Annotated in this window: 13 protein-coding genes; 7 read left to right on the plus strand and 6 right to left on the minus strand. The window is 73.4% G+C overall.

Annotation, left to right across the window (positions count from 1 at the left end):
• Nucleotides 1-35: 35 nt before the first annotated feature.
• From OG259_RS28220 to OG259_RS28235, 4 genes are all read left to right on the plus strand, one after another.
• On the plus strand, nucleotides 36-3,524 hold the full coding sequence (locus OG259_RS28220) for a BTAD domain-containing putative transcriptional regulator (RefSeq protein WP_328944803.1): 3,489 nt from the start codon (nucleotides 36-38) through the stop codon (nucleotides 3,522-3,524).
• A gap of 131 nt (nucleotides 3,525-3,655) precedes the next feature.
• Complete coding sequence (locus tag OG259_RS28225; protein ID WP_328944804.1) at nucleotides 3,656-4,102, plus strand: GNAT family N-acetyltransferase; 447 nt, start codon at nucleotides 3,656-3,658, stop codon at nucleotides 4,100-4,102.
• Between the two features lie 98 nt (nucleotides 4,103-4,200).
• Nucleotides 4,201-5,397, plus strand: a complete 1,197-nt coding sequence (locus OG259_RS28230) for an MFS transporter (RefSeq protein ID WP_328947196.1) — start codon at nucleotides 4,201-4,203, stop codon at nucleotides 5,395-5,397.
• 155 nt (nucleotides 5,398-5,552) lie between these two features.
• The gene (locus tag OG259_RS28235) at nucleotides 5,553-9,239 is read left to right on the plus strand and encodes a S8 family serine peptidase (RefSeq protein WP_328944805.1); all 3,687 of its coding nucleotides are present in this window, start codon (nucleotides 5,553-5,555) and stop codon (nucleotides 9,237-9,239) included.
• Nucleotides 9,240-9,306: 67 nt separating this feature from the next.
• On the opposite strand, the gene OG259_RS28240 is transcribed toward OG259_RS28235, so the two are convergent.
• From OG259_RS28240 to OG259_RS28255, 4 genes are all read right to left on the minus strand, one after another.
• Nucleotides 9,307-10,749 carry an acyl-CoA synthetase gene (locus OG259_RS28240; RefSeq protein WP_328944806.1) on the minus strand — a complete coding sequence of 481 codons (1,443 nt, stop codon included), beginning with the start codon at nucleotides 10,747-10,749 and terminating at the stop codon, nucleotides 9,307-9,309.
• A gap of 60 nt (nucleotides 10,750-10,809) precedes the next feature.
• The gene (locus tag OG259_RS28245) at nucleotides 10,810-12,045 is read right to left on the minus strand and encodes an MFS transporter (RefSeq protein WP_328944807.1); all 1,236 of its coding nucleotides are present in this window, start codon (nucleotides 12,043-12,045) and stop codon (nucleotides 10,810-10,812) included.
• A 97-nt stretch (nucleotides 12,046-12,142) separates the two neighbouring features.
• Nucleotides 12,143-13,684, minus strand: coding sequence for a GAF domain-containing protein (locus tag OG259_RS28250; protein ID WP_328944808.1), 1,542 nt, complete (start codon nucleotides 13,682-13,684; stop codon nucleotides 12,143-12,145).
• Between the two features lie 54 nt (nucleotides 13,685-13,738).
• Nucleotides 13,739-14,800, minus strand: coding sequence for a rod shape-determining protein (locus OG259_RS28255; RefSeq protein ID WP_266891552.1), 1,062 nt, complete (start codon nucleotides 14,798-14,800; stop codon nucleotides 13,739-13,741).
• 252 nt (nucleotides 14,801-15,052) lie between these two features.
• Here OG259_RS28255 and OG259_RS28260 point away from each other — a divergent pair, with 252 nt between their 5' ends.
• Nucleotides 15,053-16,099: an SCO2400 family protein gene (locus OG259_RS28260; RefSeq protein ID WP_328944809.1), complete on the plus strand. Its 1,047-nt coding sequence runs from the start codon at nucleotides 15,053-15,055 to the stop codon at nucleotides 16,097-16,099.
• Here the strand turns inward: OG259_RS28260 and OG259_RS28265 are convergent.
• Nucleotides 16,096-16,971, minus strand: a complete 876-nt coding sequence (locus OG259_RS28265) for an NAD(P)-dependent oxidoreductase (RefSeq protein WP_328944810.1) — start codon at nucleotides 16,969-16,971, stop codon at nucleotides 16,096-16,098. The two genes, OG259_RS28260 and OG259_RS28265, sit on opposite strands and share 4 nt — an antisense overlap.
• A 49-nt stretch (nucleotides 16,972-17,020) precedes the next feature.
• Between OG259_RS28265 and OG259_RS28270 the strand changes: the two genes are divergently transcribed.
• Entirely contained in the window at nucleotides 17,021-17,434 is a 414-nt protein-coding gene (locus OG259_RS28270) for a MerR family transcriptional regulator (protein WP_328944811.1), read from the plus strand.
• Nucleotides 17,435-17,481: 47 nt separating this feature from the next.
• On the opposite strand, the gene OG259_RS28275 is transcribed toward OG259_RS28270, so the two are convergent.
• Nucleotides 17,482-17,907, minus strand: a complete 426-nt coding sequence (locus tag OG259_RS28275) for a MarR family winged helix-turn-helix transcriptional regulator (RefSeq protein WP_328944812.1) — start codon at nucleotides 17,905-17,907, stop codon at nucleotides 17,482-17,484.
• Nucleotides 17,908-18,032: 125 nt separating this feature from the next.
• Between OG259_RS28275 and OG259_RS28280 the strand changes: the two genes are divergently transcribed.
• Nucleotides 18,033-19,052 (plus strand): NADP-dependent oxidoreductase, encoded by a 1,020-nt coding sequence (locus OG259_RS28280; protein WP_328944813.1) that lies wholly within the window; start codon nucleotides 18,033-18,035, stop codon nucleotides 19,050-19,052.
• Nucleotides 19,053-19,101: the final 49 nt, after the last annotated feature.

Raw genomic sequence — 19,101 nt, forward strand, 5'->3', positions numbered from 1 at the left:
ACCAGGGCTTGTTCGGGGCGGGTTACGGTGGCCGCATGCGATTCGCGGTGCTGGGGGAGACGGCCGTACGGACCGAGGACGGCACGCCCGTCCGGGTCCCCGAGCTCAAGGTGCGGGCCCTGCTCGCCGCGCTCCTTGTCGACGCGGGCCGGCCGGTCGCGGCGTTCCGGCTCGTCGACGACCTCTGGGGCGACGAACCGCCCGGCAATCCGCTGAGGGCGCTCCAGGCCAAGGTCTCCCAGCTGCGCCGCGCCCTGGACGAGGCCGAGCCCGGCGGGCGCGACCTCGTCGTCACACAGGCGCCCGGCTACCTCCTCGCCGTACCCGAAGGGGCCCTGGACACCCATGAGTTCACCCGGCTCGCCGCCCGGGCCCGGGAGACGGCCGATCCGCGCGCCCGAGCCGTACTGCTCGGGGAGGCGCTCGACCTGTGGCGGGGGCCGGCCTTCGCCGGCTTCGCGGGGGAGTCCTTCGCGCGGGCCGCGGCGGACCGACTGGAGGAGGAGCGGCTCGTCGTCCGCGAGGCACTGGCCGAGGCCCGACTCGAAGCGGGCGAACAGGACGTGCTGGCGGGGGAGTTGGCGGAGCTCGTAGCCCTTCATCCGCTGCGCGAACGCTTGCGGGCGGTGCAGCTGCGGGCCCTCTACCGGGCGGGTCGGCAGAGCGAGGCGCTCGCCGGGTACGAGGAGCTGCGCGCCCTCCTCGCCGACGAACTGGGGCTCGACCCGAGCCCCGAACTGACCGCGCTCCACGCGGCGATGCTCCGGCAGGACGCGTCGCTCTCGGCGCCCGCGCCCGCGCCGGCGACCGCTCCTCCCTCCGTCCCGGTGGTGACCGACAGCCCCGTCCGGGGCAATCTGTTCGCGCCGCTCGCCGGGATCGTCGGACGGGACGCGGCCGTCGCCGAGGTACGGGGACTGCTCACCGAACGGCGGCTCGTCACGCTCACCGGGCCCGGCGGGGTCGGGAAGACCCGGCTCGCCGTCGAGGCGGCCGGGCAGCTGCGCGAGGAGTTCACCGACGGGGTGTGGCTCGTCGAGTTCGCCGGTGCGCGCGGGGAACTCGCCGAGGTCGTCGCCGCCGCGCTCGAACTCCGCGACGACGGGGTGTGGGGGCTGCGACCCGAGGGCGAACGGGCGCTCACCACGGCGGAGCGGCTCGCGGAGGTCCTGCGCGGCAAACGCACGCTGCTCGTCCTCGACAACTGCGAACACGTCGTCGACGAGGCCGCCTCGCTCACCGAGCTGCTGCTGCGCACCGCGCCCGGCCTCGTCGTCCTGACGACCAGCCAGGAACCCCTCGCCCTGGCGGGCGAGATGCTCTGGGCGGTGGAGCCGCTGGACGGGGACGGCGCGGTCGAACTGTTCACGGCGCGGGCGGCCGCCTCCGCCCCCGGGTTCGGTACGGGCGCCGCCCTCGACCCCGCCACCCAGGAGACGGTACGGGCCATCTGCCGCCGCCTCGACGGCATCCCGCTCGCCCTGGAACTGGCCGCGACCCGCGTCCGGGCCCTCGGCGTGCACGGGCTCCTGGCGCGCCTCGACGACCGCTTCCGGCTCCTCGACGCGGGGCTGCGCGGGGCGCCGGCCCGGCAGCAGACCCTGCGGGCGGTCATCGACTGGAGCTGGGAACTGCTGGGCGAGCAGGAACGAACGGTGCTGCGACGCCTCGCCGTTCACGCGGAGGGCTGCTCGCTGACGGCGGCGGAGGAGGTGTGCTCGGGCGGGGTGGCGCCCGGAGGAGCGGCAGAGGGGGCCGCCGGGGGAGTGCCTTCCGTGGCGGTCGCCGCCGGGGACGTGCCTTCCGTGGCGGTCGCCGCCGGGGACGTGCCTTCCGTGGCGGTCGCCGCCAAGGACGTGCCTTCCGTGGCGGTCGCCGCCGGGGACGTGCCTTCCGTGGCGGTCGCCGCCGGGGACGTGCCTTCCGTGGCGGTCGCCGCCAAGGACGTGCCCTCCGGGGCCGTCGCCGCCAAGGACGTCCTCGGCCTGCTCGCGCGCCTCGTCGACCGTTCGCTCGTCGTGGCCGTCGACGGGCCGGACGGGCCCCGGTACCGGCTCCTGGAGTCCGTCGCCGCGTACTGCCTGGAACGGCTGCGGGACGCGGGCGAGACGGAGGCCGTACGGGAACGGCATCTGACCCACTACCTGCGGCTCGCCGAGGACGCCGGGCCCGCGCTGCGCGGGCCGGACCAGCGCCGCCGTCTCGCCCACCTCGACGCCGAGACGCCGAACCTGCGGGCGGCCCTGGACCGGGCGGTCGCCGAACCCGCAACCGGCCGGAACGCCGAGACGGCACTCAGGCTCGTCGACGCGCTCGCCTGGTACTGGGTCATGCGGGGGCGTCTCGGTGAGGCGCTCCGCTCGGCGACGGCGGCGCTGGGCCCGGCGGGGGAGAACGCGGCGCGGACCGAACCGGCCGCGCTCCGCGCCCGCGTGGAGGTCTGGCGCACCGGCCTCGCCGTCATGGGCGGCGACGGTACGGACCGGCAGCGGCGGATCGCGCGGGCGCTCGCCGCGTACGACGAGGCCGAGCCGTCGCACCCCTCGGACCGGTCCTGGGCGCGCTGGTTCCTTTCCCACGCGCTCTGCGGGACCGGCAGCCGGAGCGAGGGCGGTGACCTGACGGGGGAGGCGCTCGACGGCGCCCGGGCGCACGGGGACCGCTGGGTCGAGGCGGCGGCGCTCGCGGACCGCTCGGTGCAGCGGCTGCTGGGCGGCGACGTGACGGGCGCGGAGGCGGACGCGGGGCGGTCGGACGCGCTGTTCGCAGAGGTCGGCGACGCGTGCTCACGGCTGTGGTCGGTGTATCCGCTGGCGACGGTCGCCGAGATCCACGGGGAGTACGAGCGGGCCGACCGGCTCAAGCGGGCCGGGCTCGCGACGGCGGAGGGCCTCGGCCTGACGACCGAGGTGCCGGACCTGCTGGCCGGGATCGGGCGTACGGCCCTGCTGAGGGGCGACCTCGCCGAGGCGCGGGCGTACCACGGGGCGGCGCGGGAGCGGGCGGTCGAGGTCGGGTTCCGCGCGGGTGAGATCAACGCGGTCCTCGGGCTCGGCCTGGGGGCCCGGCGCGAGGGCCTGGTCGAGGAGGCCGAGGGGCACATGCGGGAGGTCCTCGACTGGCACCGGGCGGTCGGTCTCGACTCCGCCAACGCGCTGATCCTGGCCGAGCTGGGCTTCTCGGCGCTGGCGCGCGGCGATGCGGCGGGGGCGCTGAAACTCCAGGAGGAGGGCTACGGCACCGCCCTGACCTCCGGCGACCCCCGCGCGGTGGCGCTCGCCCTGGAGGGCCTGGCCTCGGCGCACGCGGGCGCGGGCCGGGTCCGGGGGGCCGCACTCCTCCTGGGTACGGCGTCGGCCCTGCGCGCCTCGACGGGCGCACCCCTGCCCCCGGCGGAACGGCTGGACGTCGACCGGGTGGAGGAGACGGCCCGCACGACCCTTGGCCCGGCCGCCTTCACGGCGGCCTTCACCCGGGGGGCGACCCTGCCCCACGAGTCGGCGGTGACGGAAGCGGGCCGGTAGGCACTGGGGAACGGACCGGGCGGCGGACACGGACGGGTCCGCCGCCCGACTCATGCCCACCGCCCGGCCCCGACCTCGCCGTTTGCCAAAACGTAAGGATCGATATCCGGGAACGCTCCTATACTCGCCCCATGTCCGAGTTCACCATCCGGCGTGCCACCGCCGACGATTCCAAGCGGCTCACCCGGCTCGTCCGCACCTCCCGCGCCTATCGGGGGGACTACGCCGGCATGGTCGCGGGGTACCAGGTCGGCGGCGCGTACATCGAGCACCATCCCGTGTTCGTCGCCGTCGACGCGAGCGACCGTGTGCTCGGGTTCTACGCGCTGCTCGTCGAAGACGCCGAACTCGACCTCGCCTTCGTCGCCGACAGCGCACAGGGGTTGGGCATCGGGCGGCTGCTCATGGAGCACATGGCCGGGCAGGCCAGGGCCGCCGGGCTCACGGCCGTGCGGGTCGTCGCGCATCCGCCCGCCGAGGAGTTCTATCTGCGGACCGGCGCCGTCCGGACCGGTACCGTCCCGCCCTCCGGACACATCCACTGGGACCGCCCCGAGCTCCGGTACGACCTCGCGTGACCGCCACCCAGCCGTCGCCGCAGTCGCGACCCCGGCCCGAGCCCGACGCACAGCCCCCGGCCCCCGAGCGCCGCCGGCTCTTCGCCGACCTCACCCCGCTGCGGACCTCCGCCCACTACCGCCGTCTCTGGTTCGGCAGCACCGTCTCCTGGGTCGGGCAGGGCATGACGTCCCTCGCCGTCTCCCTTCAGGTCTACGACATCACCCGCTCGCCCTTCTCCGTCGGGCTCGTCGGACTGTTCTCGCTCGTACCGCTCGTCGCCTTCGGGCTGTACGGCGGGGCCATCGCCGACACCGTCGACCGCCGCAAGCTCGGGCTCTACAGCGCCTGTGGTTCCGCCGTGCTGTCGATCGCGCTCGCCACCGCCGCGTTCGCCGGTTTCCACCGGGTCTGGTTCCTGTACGGGATCGTCGCCCTGCAAGCCGTGTGCGCCGCGCTCAACTCGCCCGCGCGGTCCTCGATGATCCCCCGGCTGCTGCCGCCCGAGCAGCTGCGCGCCGCCAACGCGCTGAACTCGATGGTCACCACCTTCGGCATGCTCGTCGGGCCGAGCCTCGGCGGCCTGATCGTCGGGTTCGCCGGTTACCAGACCGCGTACCTCGTCGATGCCGTCGCCTTCTCCGCGAGCCTCTACGCCATGTGGCGGCTGCCCTCCATGCTCCCGGAGCGGGCCGGCGGCAAGAGGGCCTCCGTCCTCGACGGGCTGCGGTTCCTCGCCACCCGGCCCAACCTGCGCATGACGTTCTTCTCGGACTTCTGCGCGATGATCCTCGCCCACCCCCGTGCCCTGTTCCCCGCCATCGCCGTGCTCTGGTTCGGCGGCGACGCGAAGACCGCCGGACTCCTCGTCGCCGCGCCCGCGTTCGGGGCGCTGCTCGGCGGGGTGCTCTCCGGCTGGCAGGGCCGCATCCGGCATCACGGGCAGGCGATCCTGATCGCCGTCGCGTGCTGGGGGACCGCCATCGCCGTCTTCGGGCTCACCCGGAACCTCTGGCTGGGGCTGCTCCTGCTCGCTCTCGCCGGGTACTCCGACACCGTCTCGATGATCTTCCGCAACACGATGATGCAGGTCGCGGCGCCGGATGAGATGCGCGGCAGGCTCCAGGGCGTGTTCATCGTGGTGGTCGCGGGCGGGCCCCGGCTCGGGGACTTCCTCGCCGGGTCGGTGGCCGATCTGACCTCGCCCGCGGTCGCCGTCACCGGCGGCGGAATCGCCTGTGTCCTCGCGATCGGTGTCCTCGCCCTGTACGGGCGCGGTTTCCGCCGGTACGACGCGCTCGACCCGACTCCGTGAGCAATTCTCCCCGAACGGCACGTCCTGTTCTGGCGGTTGGCCGCCACGGCACATAACCGCCAGGACCGAACGGAGTCAACTCCCGTCCACCTGGCCAAGACTCCTCGCGGCACCCGGAAACACCCCCGACCCCGGGTCCGCGAGGAGTTCGAACGATGACGTCGAGGACCACACCCTTCGACAGAGGGAGGGCCGCGCTGATCGCCGCGGGCATCTCTCTCGTGATGCTCTCGGCCGGGCAGACCGCCGCCGCCGGGAACACCGCCGCCGCCGTACCGGACACCTTCAAGGGGGCGGCGGCGAGCACCACCGTCACCCTCGTCACCGGAGACCGCGTCACCCTCACCGACCTCGGCGGTGGCCGGCAGACCGTCACCGTCGACCGGGCCAAGGGCGCCACCGGCGCGATACGCAGCCAGATCTCGGACGGCCGGGTCACGGTCGTCCCCGACGAGGCCCGCCCCTACCTGGCCTCCGGCGCGCTCGACCCGCGCCTCTTCGACGTCACCGGCCTCGTCGAGCAGGGCATCACCGGCGACCTGCCGCTGATCGTCACGTACGGCGGCAAGGGCGCCCGTACCGCCGCGGCGACCCCGCGCGGTGCCGAGACCGTCCGCCCGCTGCCCAGCGTCGGTGGCGCCGCCGTCACCGCCACCGACCCCGCCGCCTTCTGGCAGGGCTTCACCGCCGCTCCGAACGCGCGGTCCGCCGCCCCCGCCAAGGTGTGGCTCGACGGCCGCGTCAAGGCCGCCATGGCCGAGTCCAACGAGCAGATCGGCACCCCGAAGGCCTGGGAGGCCGGGCTCACCGGCAAGGGCGTCAAGGTCGCCGTGCTCGACACCGGCGCCGACCTCGCCCACCCCGACCTCGCGGGCCGGGTCACCGAGTCCAAGTCGTTCATCGCCGGCCAGGAGGTCGCCGACCGCAACGGCCACGGCACCCACGTCGCCTCCACCGTCGGCGGCAGCGGCGCCGGCTCCGAAGGCAAGGAGAAGGGCGTCGCCCCCGGCGCCACCCTCGCCGTCGGCAAGGTCCTCAGCGACGAGGGCTCCGGCTCCGAGTCGGAGATCATCGCCGGCATGGAGTGGGCCGCCAAGGACATCGATGCCAAGATCGTCTCGATGAGCCTCGGCTCCCGTGAACCGAGCGACGGCACCGACCCGATGGCCCAGGCCGTCAACACCCTCACCGCCGAGACCGGCGCCCTCTTCGTCATCGCCGCCGGCAACTCCGGCTACCCCGGCTCCATCGGCTCGCCCGGCGCCGCCGACTCCGCCCTCACCATCGGCGCCGTCGACTCCGCCGACGAGGCCGCCTACTTCACGAGCCAGGGCCCCCGCTACGGCGACCAGGCCCTCAAGCCCGACCTGTCGGCGCCCGGTGTGAACATCCTCGCCGCCCGCTCCCAGCTCGTCTCCGGCAGCGGCCTCTACACCTCCATGAGCGGTACGTCGATGGCGACCCCGCACGTCGCCGGTGTCGCCGCCCTGCTCGCCGAGCGGCACCCCGACTGGACCGGCGCCCAGCTCAAGAGCGCGCTGATGTCGTCCTCGAAGACGCTCGACGCCTCCTCGTACGCCCTCGGCTCCGGCCGGGTCGACGTGGCCGCCGCGATCGCCGCGAACGTCACCGCGACCGGCTCCGCCGACCTCGGCTACGTCGCCTGGCCGTACGACTCGAACGAGCCGGTCACGAAGACCGTCACCTACTCCAACTCCTCCGACGCGCCCGTCGAGCTGAACCTGGCCGTCGAGGGCATGCCGGCCGGTGTCGCCGCCCTCGCCGACACCACCCTCACCGTCCCCGCCCACGGGACCGCGAGCACCACCGTCACCGGTGACGGCACCAAGGCCCCCGTCGGCCAGTCCTCCGGCCGGGTCACCGCCACCGCCGCCGGCACCGTCGTCGCGCACACCGCGCTCGGCCTGGTGAAGGAGGAGGAGCGCTACACCCTCACCGTCCACGTCAAGGACCGCGACGGCGCCCCCACCCCCGCCTACCTCGGCGTGAAGCAGCTCACCCAGGGCACCGACCCCTTCCCGGCCACGGTCGGCGAGTCCGGCACCCTCGAACTCCGCCTGAAGCCCGGCACGTACACCGTCGACACCTTCCTCGACGTCCGCGGCTCCCACGGCAAGGACTCCCTCGGCCTGGGCTTCCTCACCGCCCCGGAGATCACCCTCGACCGCGACCGCGAGATCACCCTCGACGGGCGGCAGCTCCGCGAGATCCGCGCCGAGGTCGAGAAGCGCACCGAGACCCGGCAGCTCCTGATGGAGTTCGACCGCGACGCCAACGGCGCCTCCTACGGCGGAGCCGTCCAGGTCCCGCCGATGTACGACTCGATCTTCGCGGCGCCCACCACCAAGCCCGCCACCGGCACCTTCGAGTACCGGACGGTCTGGCGCCTCGGCAAGCCCATGCTGGAGGCGAGCGTCGACGGCACCCGTCTCTCCGAGGCCACCCCGCAGGCCGGCGGCGGTCTCCTGGAGGGCGGCCACCGTCTCGGCCTCGTCGACGCGGGCACCGGAACCCCCGCCGAGTACACCGGCAAGAACGTCACCGGCAAGGCCGTCCTCGCCCGGCTGACCGAGGGCGCCGACCCGAAGCAGCTCGCCCAGAACGCCCAGGACGCGGGCGCCAAGGCCCTGTTCGTCACCGACGACCAGCCCGGCCGCCTGATGAAGTTCTTCGGCACCGCCGACTACGAGGACCGGCCGCTCGCCGTCGCCACCGTCAACACCGCCGACGCCCAGCGGCTCGCCGCCGCCGCGGCCCGCGGCAAGCGCGTCGACCTGACCGGCACCCGCTTCACCCCGTTCACGTACGACCTCTCCGAGGGCCACCCCGGTGCCATCGGCAAGGACCTGGTCTTCCGGCCCGACGAGGACGAGCTCGCCACCATCAGCTCCACCTTCTACGCGCCCACCAAGCGCAAGGAACTGGGCGGCGAGTTCCGCTACTCGATCACCGACACCTTCCCGATCGGCTTCGGTTTCAAGGAGTGGATCTCCTTCCCGACCGAGCGCACCGAGTACGTCTCCACCGGCACCGGCCAGCGCTGGCACGAGTCCGTCGACATCGGCGACTCCCTGGAGGAGCGCGGCGGCACCCCGTCCTACCGGGGCGGCAGCCGGGTGGACCTCGACTGGTTCGGCCCCGTCTGGCACCCCTGGCTGGGCACCGGCCTCGGCTGGGGCCAGCAGCGCACCGGCAACGACCTGCGCTTCAACACCCCCGGCTGGGGCGACTCCGGCACCGACCACACCGGCTTCGGCAACGTGTGGAACGACGACTCGATGACCCAGTTCACCGAGGTGTACGTCAACGGCACCCGCGTCGACCGCAAGATGAGCTCCGGCGCCTACGCCTGGGACGCGCCGGCGGAGGAGTCGACCTACAAGGTCGTCACCGACACCACGCTCGACCCGGCGCGCTGGCGGCTCGCGGGCAAGGGCCACAGCGAGTGGACCTTCCGCTCCGCCGAGACCCCCGGCAACAAGGTCACGTACCTGCCGATGCTCAACCTCGGCTTCGACGTGGACACCGACATCGACGGTGACGTCCGCGCCGGACGCAAGCTGTCCGTCGGGATCTCCGCCGAGTACGTGAAGGGCGCGGCCGGCACCGGCACCATCACCGGCGGCACCCTGGAGGTCTCCTACGACGAGGGCAAGACCTGGACGAAGGTCGCCCTCAAGAAGTCGCGGCACGGCGCCGCCTGGGACGGCGAGCTGCGCGTCCCGTCCGACGCGGGCTCCGTCTCGCTGCGGGCCGGGGCGAGCGACGACCGGGGCGGCTCGGTCAAGCAGGAACTGATCCGCGCGGTGGGCGTGAAGTAGCCACCTGTCCTGTGCGAAGGCCGGGCCCCCTCCTGCTCACCGCGGGAGGGGGCCCGGCCCGTTCCGTTCAACCACCGGCCTTCAAAGCCTTCTTGAGGACCTTGCCCATGTCGTTGCGGGGGAGGGCGTCGAGAGGGCGCACCACCCGGGGCCGCTTGTGCGGGGCGAGCAGGCGTGCGACATGGTCGGCCAGCTCCTCCGCCGTCGGGGGCTTCTCCTTGTCCTCCGGCACCACCCAGGCCACGATCCGCTCGCCCAGGTCCGGGTCGGGCTCACCGGTGACGGCCGCCTCGCGCACCCCGGGGTGGTCGAGGAGCGCGTTCTCGATCTCGCCCGCCCCGATCTTGTAGCCGCCGCTCTTGATCAGGTCGGTCGCCTTGCGGCCGACGAGCCGCACCGCGCCGTCCGCCTCCCGGACCGCGACGTCGCCGGTGCGGAACCAGTCGCCGTCGAAGGCCGCCGCCGTCGCGTCGGGCCGGTCGAGGTAGCCGGAGAAGAGGTTCGGGCCGCGCACCTGCACCTCACCGACCGTCTCCCCGTCGAGCTCCTTCAGCACCGAGCCGTCCTCGTCGACGAGCCGCAGGTCCACGCCCGCGAGCGGGGGGCCGACGGTCCCGGGGCGCGGTTCCCCGCCCGGCAGGACGCTGGTGTTCATGAGCGTCTCCGTCATCCCGTACCGCTCCACGACCGTCCGGCCCGTCGCCGCCGCGATCCGCTCGTGGTCGTGGACCGGGAGCGCAGCGGACCCGGAGACGAGGAGCCGCGCCCCGGCCAGCGCCCGGACCAGTTCGGTGTCCTCGGCGAGCGCGTCCGCGAGCCGGTGGTACATCGTCGGTACGCCGAACAGCATCGTGCCGCCGCCGCCCAGCTCCCGCGCCACGCCCTCCACCGAGAACGCGCCCAGGTGCCGGACCTCGCCGCCCCGGCGCAGCGGCCCCAGCACGCCGAGGATCAGCCCGTGCACGTGGAACAGCGGCAGCGCGTGCACGAGGACGTCGTCGGCCGTCCAGGACCAGGCCTCGGCGAGCGCGTCGAGCGAGGCGGCGATCGCCCGCCGGGAGAGCAGGACGCCCTTCGGGGGTCCGGTCGTGCCGGAGGTGTAGACGATCAGGGCGGGGGACTCGGCGTCGGCGGATTCCCCGACCGGCACGCCGGCCGCCGTGGTGTCGACGTCGATCCGGGGGAGTCCGGCGAGCCCGGCGGGCAGCACGTCCTCGGGACCCGCGAGCACCGCCGTGGGCTTGCTGTCGTCGAGGATGTGCGCCAGCTCGCGCTCGCCCGTCCGCGGATTGAGCGGTACGGCGGGCACGCCGGCGAGCAGGGCCCCGACGACGGCGACGGCCGTCTGCGCGGTCGGCGTGGCCCAGACGACGACCCGCTCGGCGCCCCCGATCCGCGCCGCCAGGGCCCCGGCGGCCCGCGCCAGTTCCTCGTACGTCAGGGTGTCCGGGCCGCAGCGCAGCGCGGTCCGGTGGGAAGGGGTCGCAAGGGCGGGGAAGAGCGCACTCACCGGTCGTACTCCTCGGGTCGATGTCGAGATCGAGGGTTCCGGGAGGCATTCTGCCGTCCGTCAGGGACGGCCCGCCGTGACCTTCGTCGCCTCCGGCGTCGGGTTCTCGCCCTCCGGGCGGATTCCGCGCATCCGGCCCCACGCGTACACACAGCCCGCCAGCGCCAGATCCGACAGCAGCATGAAGCCGATCGAGTACGACCCCTTCGCGCTGTAGATCGCGCCCATCACCAGCGGCGGCAGGAACCCGCCCAACCCGCCCATCGCACCGACGATGCCCGTCACACTGCCGACCTTCGCCTGCGGGGTCACCTGCGAGACCAGCGCGAACACCGAACCGCTCGCCGTGCCCAGCCCCGCCGCCATGATCAGCAGGGCGATCGTGCCGCCCGGGTTCAGCGGCGGGTCGAAGGCCTGGACGATCGCGAGGAGCGCCACCACGCCGAGCGCGGCGGCCGTGACGAGCGCCGGATGGATCCGGTCCGAGAGCCAGCCGCCGATCGGCCGGAAGACGACGGTCACCAGGGCGAAACCGGCCGCCTTGGTTCCCGCGTCCGTCGGATCGAGCTCGTACCAGGTCTTCAGATACGTCGGCAGGTAGACGCCGAACGCGACGATGCCGCCGAAGCCGATCGCGTACAGCGCCGACAGCTCCCACGTCACCCGCAGCCGCCCCGCCGCGGCGAGCCGGGTCCCGAGGGAGGCGGTGGGCACGGGCCGGTCGGGCCGGTCGGTGATGAGGAACGTGGCGAGCACCGCGTACGCCGCGAGTGCGACGGCCACCACGATGAACGGCAGGTTCTCGCCGTGCTTCGCGATGCGCGGGGTGAAGTAGCCGGAGAGCGCCACACCGCCCATGCCCATGCCGAACACGCCGAGCGCCAGACCGCGCTTCTCGGGCGGGAACCAGGAGTTGACCAGCGGGATGCCGATGGCGAACGTCGTGCCGCCGAGGCCGAGGAGGAACGCGACGACCAGCAGCAGGCCGTAGTTGTCCTTGACGACGATGAGCAGCAGCACGGGGATGATCGTCAGCGCCGAGACCAGCGGGAACATCAGCTTCGCGCCGTACCGGTCGGTCAGCGCGCCGGCCGGGATGCGGCCGAGCGAGCCGACGAGGACGGGGACCGCGACGAGCAGCGACTGCTCGAAGGAGCTGAGTTCGAGCCGGTCGCCGTACCAGCTGGCGAGCGGCGCGATCAGGTCCCACGCCCAGAAGGTGAGCGTGAAGCCGATGGTGGCCGTCACCAGGTTGCGGTAGGCCGCCGCGTTCGGGGGCTTGGTCTCGGTGTCCACGCCTCCAGTCAAGATCGGGGCGGGGTGCGCGGCGCGCGGGACTGCTCCGTACGAGTGTCCCGGACCAAGTCCCGTACGGGTGCCCCCGTAAAGGCGCTTACGGCCAGGTCACCGTCGTCGGCGGAGTGCCGTCGTCCGTGACCCGGAGCCGGGCCCCCTCGTCTCCGACCGACACCTCGACCGTGATCGCGCCGACCCCCGACCGCCGGTGCGCCGCGGCGAGCGCCCCGCGCAGGGCGGCCAGGACCTTCCCCGCCGTCTCCTCGTCGATCAGGGTGTCGACGGCTCCGGCGAAGTGCACGGACGGTTGGAAGCCGAGCAGGACCGCCGCCCCGCCGGTCTCCCGCAGCACCTTCCCCCGGAAGGACGTCGGGGCGTCCGCCGGGGGCTGCTGGAGCGCGAAGATGGTCGTACGGACCTCCTGGATCGTGGAGTCCAGCTCGTCCACCGCCCGCCCCAGCAGCGCGTTGTCCTCGGAGGAGTCGACCGCCCGCCGCCGGGTCGACTCCAGCATCATCTCCGTGGCGAACAGGCGCTGCACGACCAGGTCGTGCAGATCGCGGGCGATCCGGTCCCGGTCCTCGTACACCGCGAGCCGCTCCCGGTCGTGCCGCGCGTCCGCGAGGACCAGCGCGAGCGCCGCCTGCGAGGCGAACTGCGAGGCGAGGAGCCGGTCGACCGCCGTGTACGGGGCGTCGCCGCGCCGCCGGGGGAGGGCGAGGGTGCCGATGAGCTTCCCGCCGCTCTGCAGCGGCAGCATCATCGACGGGCCGAAACGGGACCGGACAGGGGTGGTCATCCGGGGGTCCGTCGCCGAGTCCTCGATGAACACCGGCTCCCCGCCGAGCAGCTGGACGAGCACGGGGGAGCCGGGCGCGATCGTCGTACCGACCAGATCGCCCGGGTCGTGCGTGGTCGAGGCGGCGACGATCTCCATCCCGCCCTCCGTGGTGGGCTGGAGGACCACGCCCGCCGAGGCGCCGGCGAGGATGCGGGCCCGCTCGGCGACGGTCGTCAGGGCGTTCTCGGCGGACGCGCCGGTCAGCAGCGCCGTGGTCACGGCCGCCGCGCCCTCGATCCAGCGCTCCCGCTGCCGGGCCGTCTCGTACAGCCGGGCGTTGCCGATGGCGATGCCGGCCTGCGAGGCGAGTACCCGGAGCAGGGAGAGATCCTCCTCGGTGAAGGTGCCGCGGTGCTTCTCGGCGAGGTACAGATTGCCGAAGACCTCGGCGTGGACCCGGATGGGGACGCCGAGGAAGGTGTGCATCTCCGGGTGTCCCGCCGGTACGCCGGACGAGCGCGGATCGGCCGTCAGGTCGTCGAGCCGCAGCCGCTGCGGATCCTGGACGAGGACGCCGAGCAGTCCGGTGTGGCCGTCGGGGAGCCGGCCGACGCGCAGCCGCTCCTCGTCCGTCAGGCCGGAGGTGAAGAGCTCGGTGATGCGGCCGCGCTCTGGGTCGACGACCCCGAGCGCGCCGTAGCGGGCGCCGGTCAGTTCGGTCGCGGAGTCCACGATGTGCTGGAGGGTGGAGCGGAGTTCGAGGTCCGACCCGACGCTGAGGACCGCTTCGAGCAGCATGGGCAGGCGGGGTACGTCCTCGTCCGTACCCTCGCCCCGGTCCTCGTCCATGATCGTCATGGTCTCATTGTCGTACGAATCGTTCGCTTTCGCGGGATTGTGTCCGGCCGGGACTCAGTCCTCGTCGGCCAGCGGGTCGCGCACCGCCAGCGGGTCGAGGACCATCGGCTGGACCTTGCCCTCCAGCATCGCGCCGAGACCCAGGACCGCGCAGACGTCCGGCCGTTCGGCGATGTGGACCGGCATGCCGGTCGCCTCGCGCAGCATCTGGTCGAGCCCGGGCAGCAGGGCGCTGCCGCCGACCATCATGATCCCGCGGTCCGCGAGGTCGGCCACCAGGTCCGGCGGGCAGTCCCGCAGCACCTTCCCGATGCCGTCGAGGACGGCCGTCAGCGGGGTGTGGATCGCCTCCCGTACGGCGGCGGTGTCGACGGTCACCGAACGGGCCAGGCCCGTGGCGACGTCACGCCCGTGGATCTCGGTCCAGGCCGGGCCGTGGGGCGTCAGGCCGTTGCCGCTGAGCGCCAGTTGCAGCGGACGTACCGACTGGCTCGGCAGCATCAGCTCGTGGTGGTGGCGCAGGTGCTGGATGACGGCGTGGTCGATGGCGTCGCCGCCGACCGGCATCCGCTCCGCCGTGACGATCGAGCCGAGCGAGAGCACCGCGACCTGCGTGGTCGCCGCCCCGCACACCAGGATCATGGTGGCGGTGGGCTGTTCGACCGGAAGACCGCAGCCGACGGCGGCCGCGATCAGCGTGTCGACGAGCTCGACGCGGCGGGCCCCGAGACCGACGAGGGTCTCCACGGCGGCGCGCTGGGCGAGCGGGTCGCTGTCGTGCGGGGTGCAGGCGGCGGCGCGCAGCCGGGGCTTGCGGCGGAGCTGACGGCGCAGCTTCTCGCCGAGGAGATGACGGAGCATGCGCTGCGCCATCTCGATGTCCACGACCGTGCCGCCCGAGACGGGGCGGACGACCCGGATGTAGTCGGGGGTGCGGCCGGTCATCTTCTCGGCCAGCGCGCCGACGGCGATCAGCGCTCCGGTACGGGTGTTGACGGCGGCGACGCTCGGCTCGTCGACGACGAGTCCGGCGCCCTTGACGAAGACCCGGGTGCGGGCGGCACCCAGGTCGACGGCGACATGGCAACGACGCAGCTGCTCAAGGCTGACGGTCACGGCGGATCCTCCGGAGTGCGGTGCTGGCACGGGCGAGGCGGTTCGCGTTTCGCGGTCCTGATGGCATCGTCCGGCCGTACGGGGCCCGGCGCGCGTTGAGATGAGCCGCCCGGGGCCCGGCCGCGCGGGCCCGGCAGGACGTACCGAAGCGGGAGAATCACGACGCACCGCCGCCCACCTGCGGTTTCCTCACAGGATCCTCACTTCCGTGTCTACCTGTGGCCGTACCGGGCCGCATAGCCTGCGGGCCCCATGGACTACTGCCACGCGTGCCGGAGGCATCTCAACGGGGCCCTCGCCTGTGCCGGGTGCGGGACTCCCGTCGAGGAACTGCGGTACGAGACCCCCCATATACCCCGGCCGACCGAGCCGACCCGGCCGGTCCACTCGGGCGAGCCCGCCGCGCTCGGCCCCGAGTACGGGCAGACGCCCGGGTACGGCCAGGCACCCGCGTACGGCCAGGCGCCCGGGTACGGGCAGGCGCCCGCGTACGGCCAGGCACCCGCCTACGACCGCGTGTCCGAGTACGGGCAGGAGCCGGAACCGGAGCCGGAGGCGGAGCCCGGGCCCGCGCCCGAGCACGTCTACGAACTCGACGTCCTCGAACCGTCCCGTCCGGCCCCCGGCGGTCGCCGCGCCGCCCGCGTCGCCGCGCAGGGCCGGTCCGCCGACCGGGGCCGCGTCGTCGCCCGCAAGGGCAGACGAGGGCGGAGCCGCCGGGGCCGTACGGTCCTGGTCGGCACCCTCGGCCTGGTGATCGCGGCCGGTTCGCTGAGCCTGGCGCGGCTCGCCATGGAGGAGCCGGAGGACCTGGGCGCCGCAACGGCTGTGGAGGAGCAGGAGGTCACGGAGTCTCCCCTGCCCCCGGAGCCCGTCGAGACCACCGCGCTTCCGGACGGCGGGGCCCCGTCCCCTGTCTCGGCGACCCCGACGCGCGCCCGCCAGGTGAGCGCGGACACGAGCAAGGGCACGGGCTCGGGTTCCGGTTCGGGCTCGGGGTCGGGTTCAGGGTCCGGTACGGGTTCCGGCACGGGCTCCGGTACGGGGTCGGGAACGGGCCCCGGTACGGGCAACGGCGACGGAGGCACCCCTCAGGACCCCCCGACGCCCACCGACCCGGTGACCCGGCCCTCCACTCCCACGGCGTCCCCGTCCGCCACGAGGGCCGACACGTCCCCGTCCGCCACGACGAGCCCCACCGGCCCCACTCCCTCCTCCACCACCCCCACACCCAGCGCCACCCCGACCCCGACACCGACCCCGAGCCCGTGCACCCCGTTCCTCTGGTTCTGCATCTAGGGCCTGGCGAACTCCTCGATCAGTACCGGGTACTGCTCCCCGCCGTGGCCGGCGGCGATCGCGCGGTCGGCCATCGCCTTGAACAGCTTGGGGAGTTCGGCGTTGACGCCCAGTGCCTCGCTCTCCTCGACGAGGTGGGCCATCGCCCGCGCGTCGGTCTCCAGGGCCGCCACCTCGGCCGGGAACGAGCCGCTGTCGATCTGCTCGGCGTAGCCCGGCAGCCATTCGGCCACTCCGGCGGCCATCTGCCGCGCGAACGGCGCGTAGGTCGCCGCGTCGACACCGGCCGTCCTCAGCATGGCCGTGCCCTGGAGCCAGGCGTTCAGGACGCTCCACATCATGGCCAGGCCCGCCACGTCGTACAGGGACGCGAGACCGTGGTCCTCGCCGAGGTGGGTGACCGTGCCGAGCGCTTCGAGGGTGGGCCGGTGCGCCTCGAAGTCCGTCTGCGCCCCGCTGTGCAGGATCATCGCCTCGGCGGTGCCGATCACCGGCGGGACGGCCATGATCGCGCCGTCCAGGTAGCGGGCGCCGCGCTGTTCGGCCCAGCGGGCGGCTTCCCTGGCCTGGGCGGAGTCGCCCGAGGTCAGGTTGATCAGGGTCGTGCCGTCGAGGGTGACGTCGCTCGCGCCGAGCAGCTGGCGCACGGCCCGGTAGTCGGTGAGGCAGACGATCGTCAGGGGGCTCGCGGCGAGCGCGTCGCCGATGGTCGGCGCCAGGTGCGCGCCGTCGGCCACCAGGTCGGCGGCCTTGGAACCGGTGCGGTTCCACACGGTGGTGGGGTGTCCGGCCTTGAGGAAGGCGGCGGCGAGGGCCCGGCCCATCAGGCCGAGTCCGATGACTGTCACGGGTGCGGCTGTTCTGTCGGTCATGGCAGCATCGTGAACGTTGATACCGGTGTGAAGGTCAAGCGAGGTTGCCATGCGGATCGGGGAGTTGAGCCGCCGGACGGGCGTCCACACTCATCAGTTGCGTTACTACGAGGCCCAGGGCCTCCTTGAGGCGGAGCGCGGTGCCAACGGGTACCGCGAGTACGACGAGAGCGCCGTGCTGCGGGTGAAGCAGATCCGGCACCTGCTCGGTGCCGGCCTGTCGTCCGAGGACATCGCGTACCTGCTGCCCTGTGCGGTCGGCGAGGTCCCGGAGCTGGCGGGGTGCCCCGAGCTGCTGGCCGCGATGCGGTCGCGGATGCGGCGCCTCGACGACCAGATGGAGCGGCTCGCCCGCTCCCGCGACGCTCTCGCCGTCTACATCGACGCGGCGGCGCGCACGGGCGCGGAGACCTATCCGCCCTTCGACGGCTCCGACGACCGGGAGTCCGTCCCGGCCGCCTGATCCGCCTGCCCGGGTCCGCCCGCCTGGCCACCAGGGCCGGACCGGTCCTAGGCGCCCAGCATCCTCTTCAGCAGGTCCCGCAGCAGCGTGCGCTCGGCCTCGGTCAGCTCTCCCAGGGGCTCGCGGGCGAAGTCCAGGGACTCGCGGAGGGCGCGGGCCGTGGTGCGGCCCGCTTCCGTGGGGACGGCCAGCTTGACGCGGCGGTCCGCCGGGTCCGGGTGGCGCTCCACCAGGCCGCGGGCCTCCAGGCGGTCCACGATCCCGGTGATGTTGGACGGCTCGCACTTCAGCTTCTGTGCGATGCGCCGCATCGGCAGCGGGTCGAGCGAGAGAAGGCCGAGGACGCGGGCCTGGGCGCCGGTCAGCGCGTGCTGCGCCGCCGCCTGCTCGTACTCCTCGTAGTAGCGCGCCACGACCGTGCCGATCAGCTCGACGACTTCGAGGGTCAGGGGGTCCGTGCGTGAGGTGGCCATGCCCTCCATCCTACCCAGATACTTGACAACATAAAATATCTAGGCGCATGGTTGTTTCAGTCAGTGAACCTTTTGTGATCTGAAGCTTCTCCTGAGTTTTCCGATTTTGCCTGGAGGCCGTGCTCATGTCCGTTCTTCCCGCGTCCAGCCGTGAGTGGCACCTCGTCGCCCGGCCGCACGGCTGGCCCACCGCCGCGGACTTCGCCCTGCGCGAGACCCCGGTCACCGAGCCGGCCGAGGGCCGCATCCTGGTGCGCAACCAGCACTTCTCCGTAGACCCCTACATGCGCGGCCGCATGAACGACGTGAAGTCCTACATCCCGCCGTTCAAGCTCGACCACCCCATGGACGGCGGCGCGGTCGGCGAGGTCATCGCCTCCAACGCCGAGGGCTTCGCCGTCGGCGACCACGTCCTGCACGGCCTCGGCTGGCGCGAGTACGCCGAGGTCCCGGCCCAGCACGCCACCAAGGTCGACCCGGCGCTCGCCCCCCTCTCGGCCTACCTCGGCGTCCTCGGCATGACCGGGCTCACCGCCTACGCCGGCCTCTTCGACGTCGCCTCCTTCAAGGAGGGCGACGCGGTCTTCGTCTCCGGCGCCGCCGGGGCCGTCGGCAGCCAGGTCGGCCAGATGGCACGCCTCAAGGGCGCCTCCCGAGTGATCGGATCGGCCGGCTCCGACGAGAAGGTCAAGTTCCTCGTCGAGGAGCTCGGCTTCGACGCCGCCTTCAACTACAAGAACGGCCCCGTCAAGGACCAGCTCCGCGAGGCCGCCCCGGACGGCATCGACGTCTACTTCGACAACGTCGGCGGCGAGCACCTCGAAGCCGCGATCTCCTCGCTCAACGTGCACGGCCGCGCCACCATCTGCGGCATGATCGCCCAGTACAACGACACCGAGCCGGTGCCCGGCCCGCGCAACATGGCGATGATCATCGGCAAGCGCCTGCGCCTCCAGGGCGTCCTCGTCGGCGACCACTACGGGCTGCAGCAGCAGTTCGTCCAGGAGGTCGGCGGCTGGCTCGCGTCCGGCGAGCTCAAGCACCGGGAGACCTTCGTCGAGGGCATCGAGAAGGGCGTGGACGCCTTCCTCGGACTGCTCCGCGGCGACAACACCGGAAAGATGATCGTCTCGGTGACCCGTTAGTCTTCCCTCAGCCGTCGCGATCGTGGGCGCGAGTCGCGGCGAACCCATG

It is taken from the genome of Streptomyces sp. NBC_00250, assembly GCF_036192275.1.
In the GTDB taxonomy this organism is placed as follows: domain Bacteria; phylum Actinomycetota; class Actinomycetes; order Streptomycetales; family Streptomycetaceae; genus Streptomyces.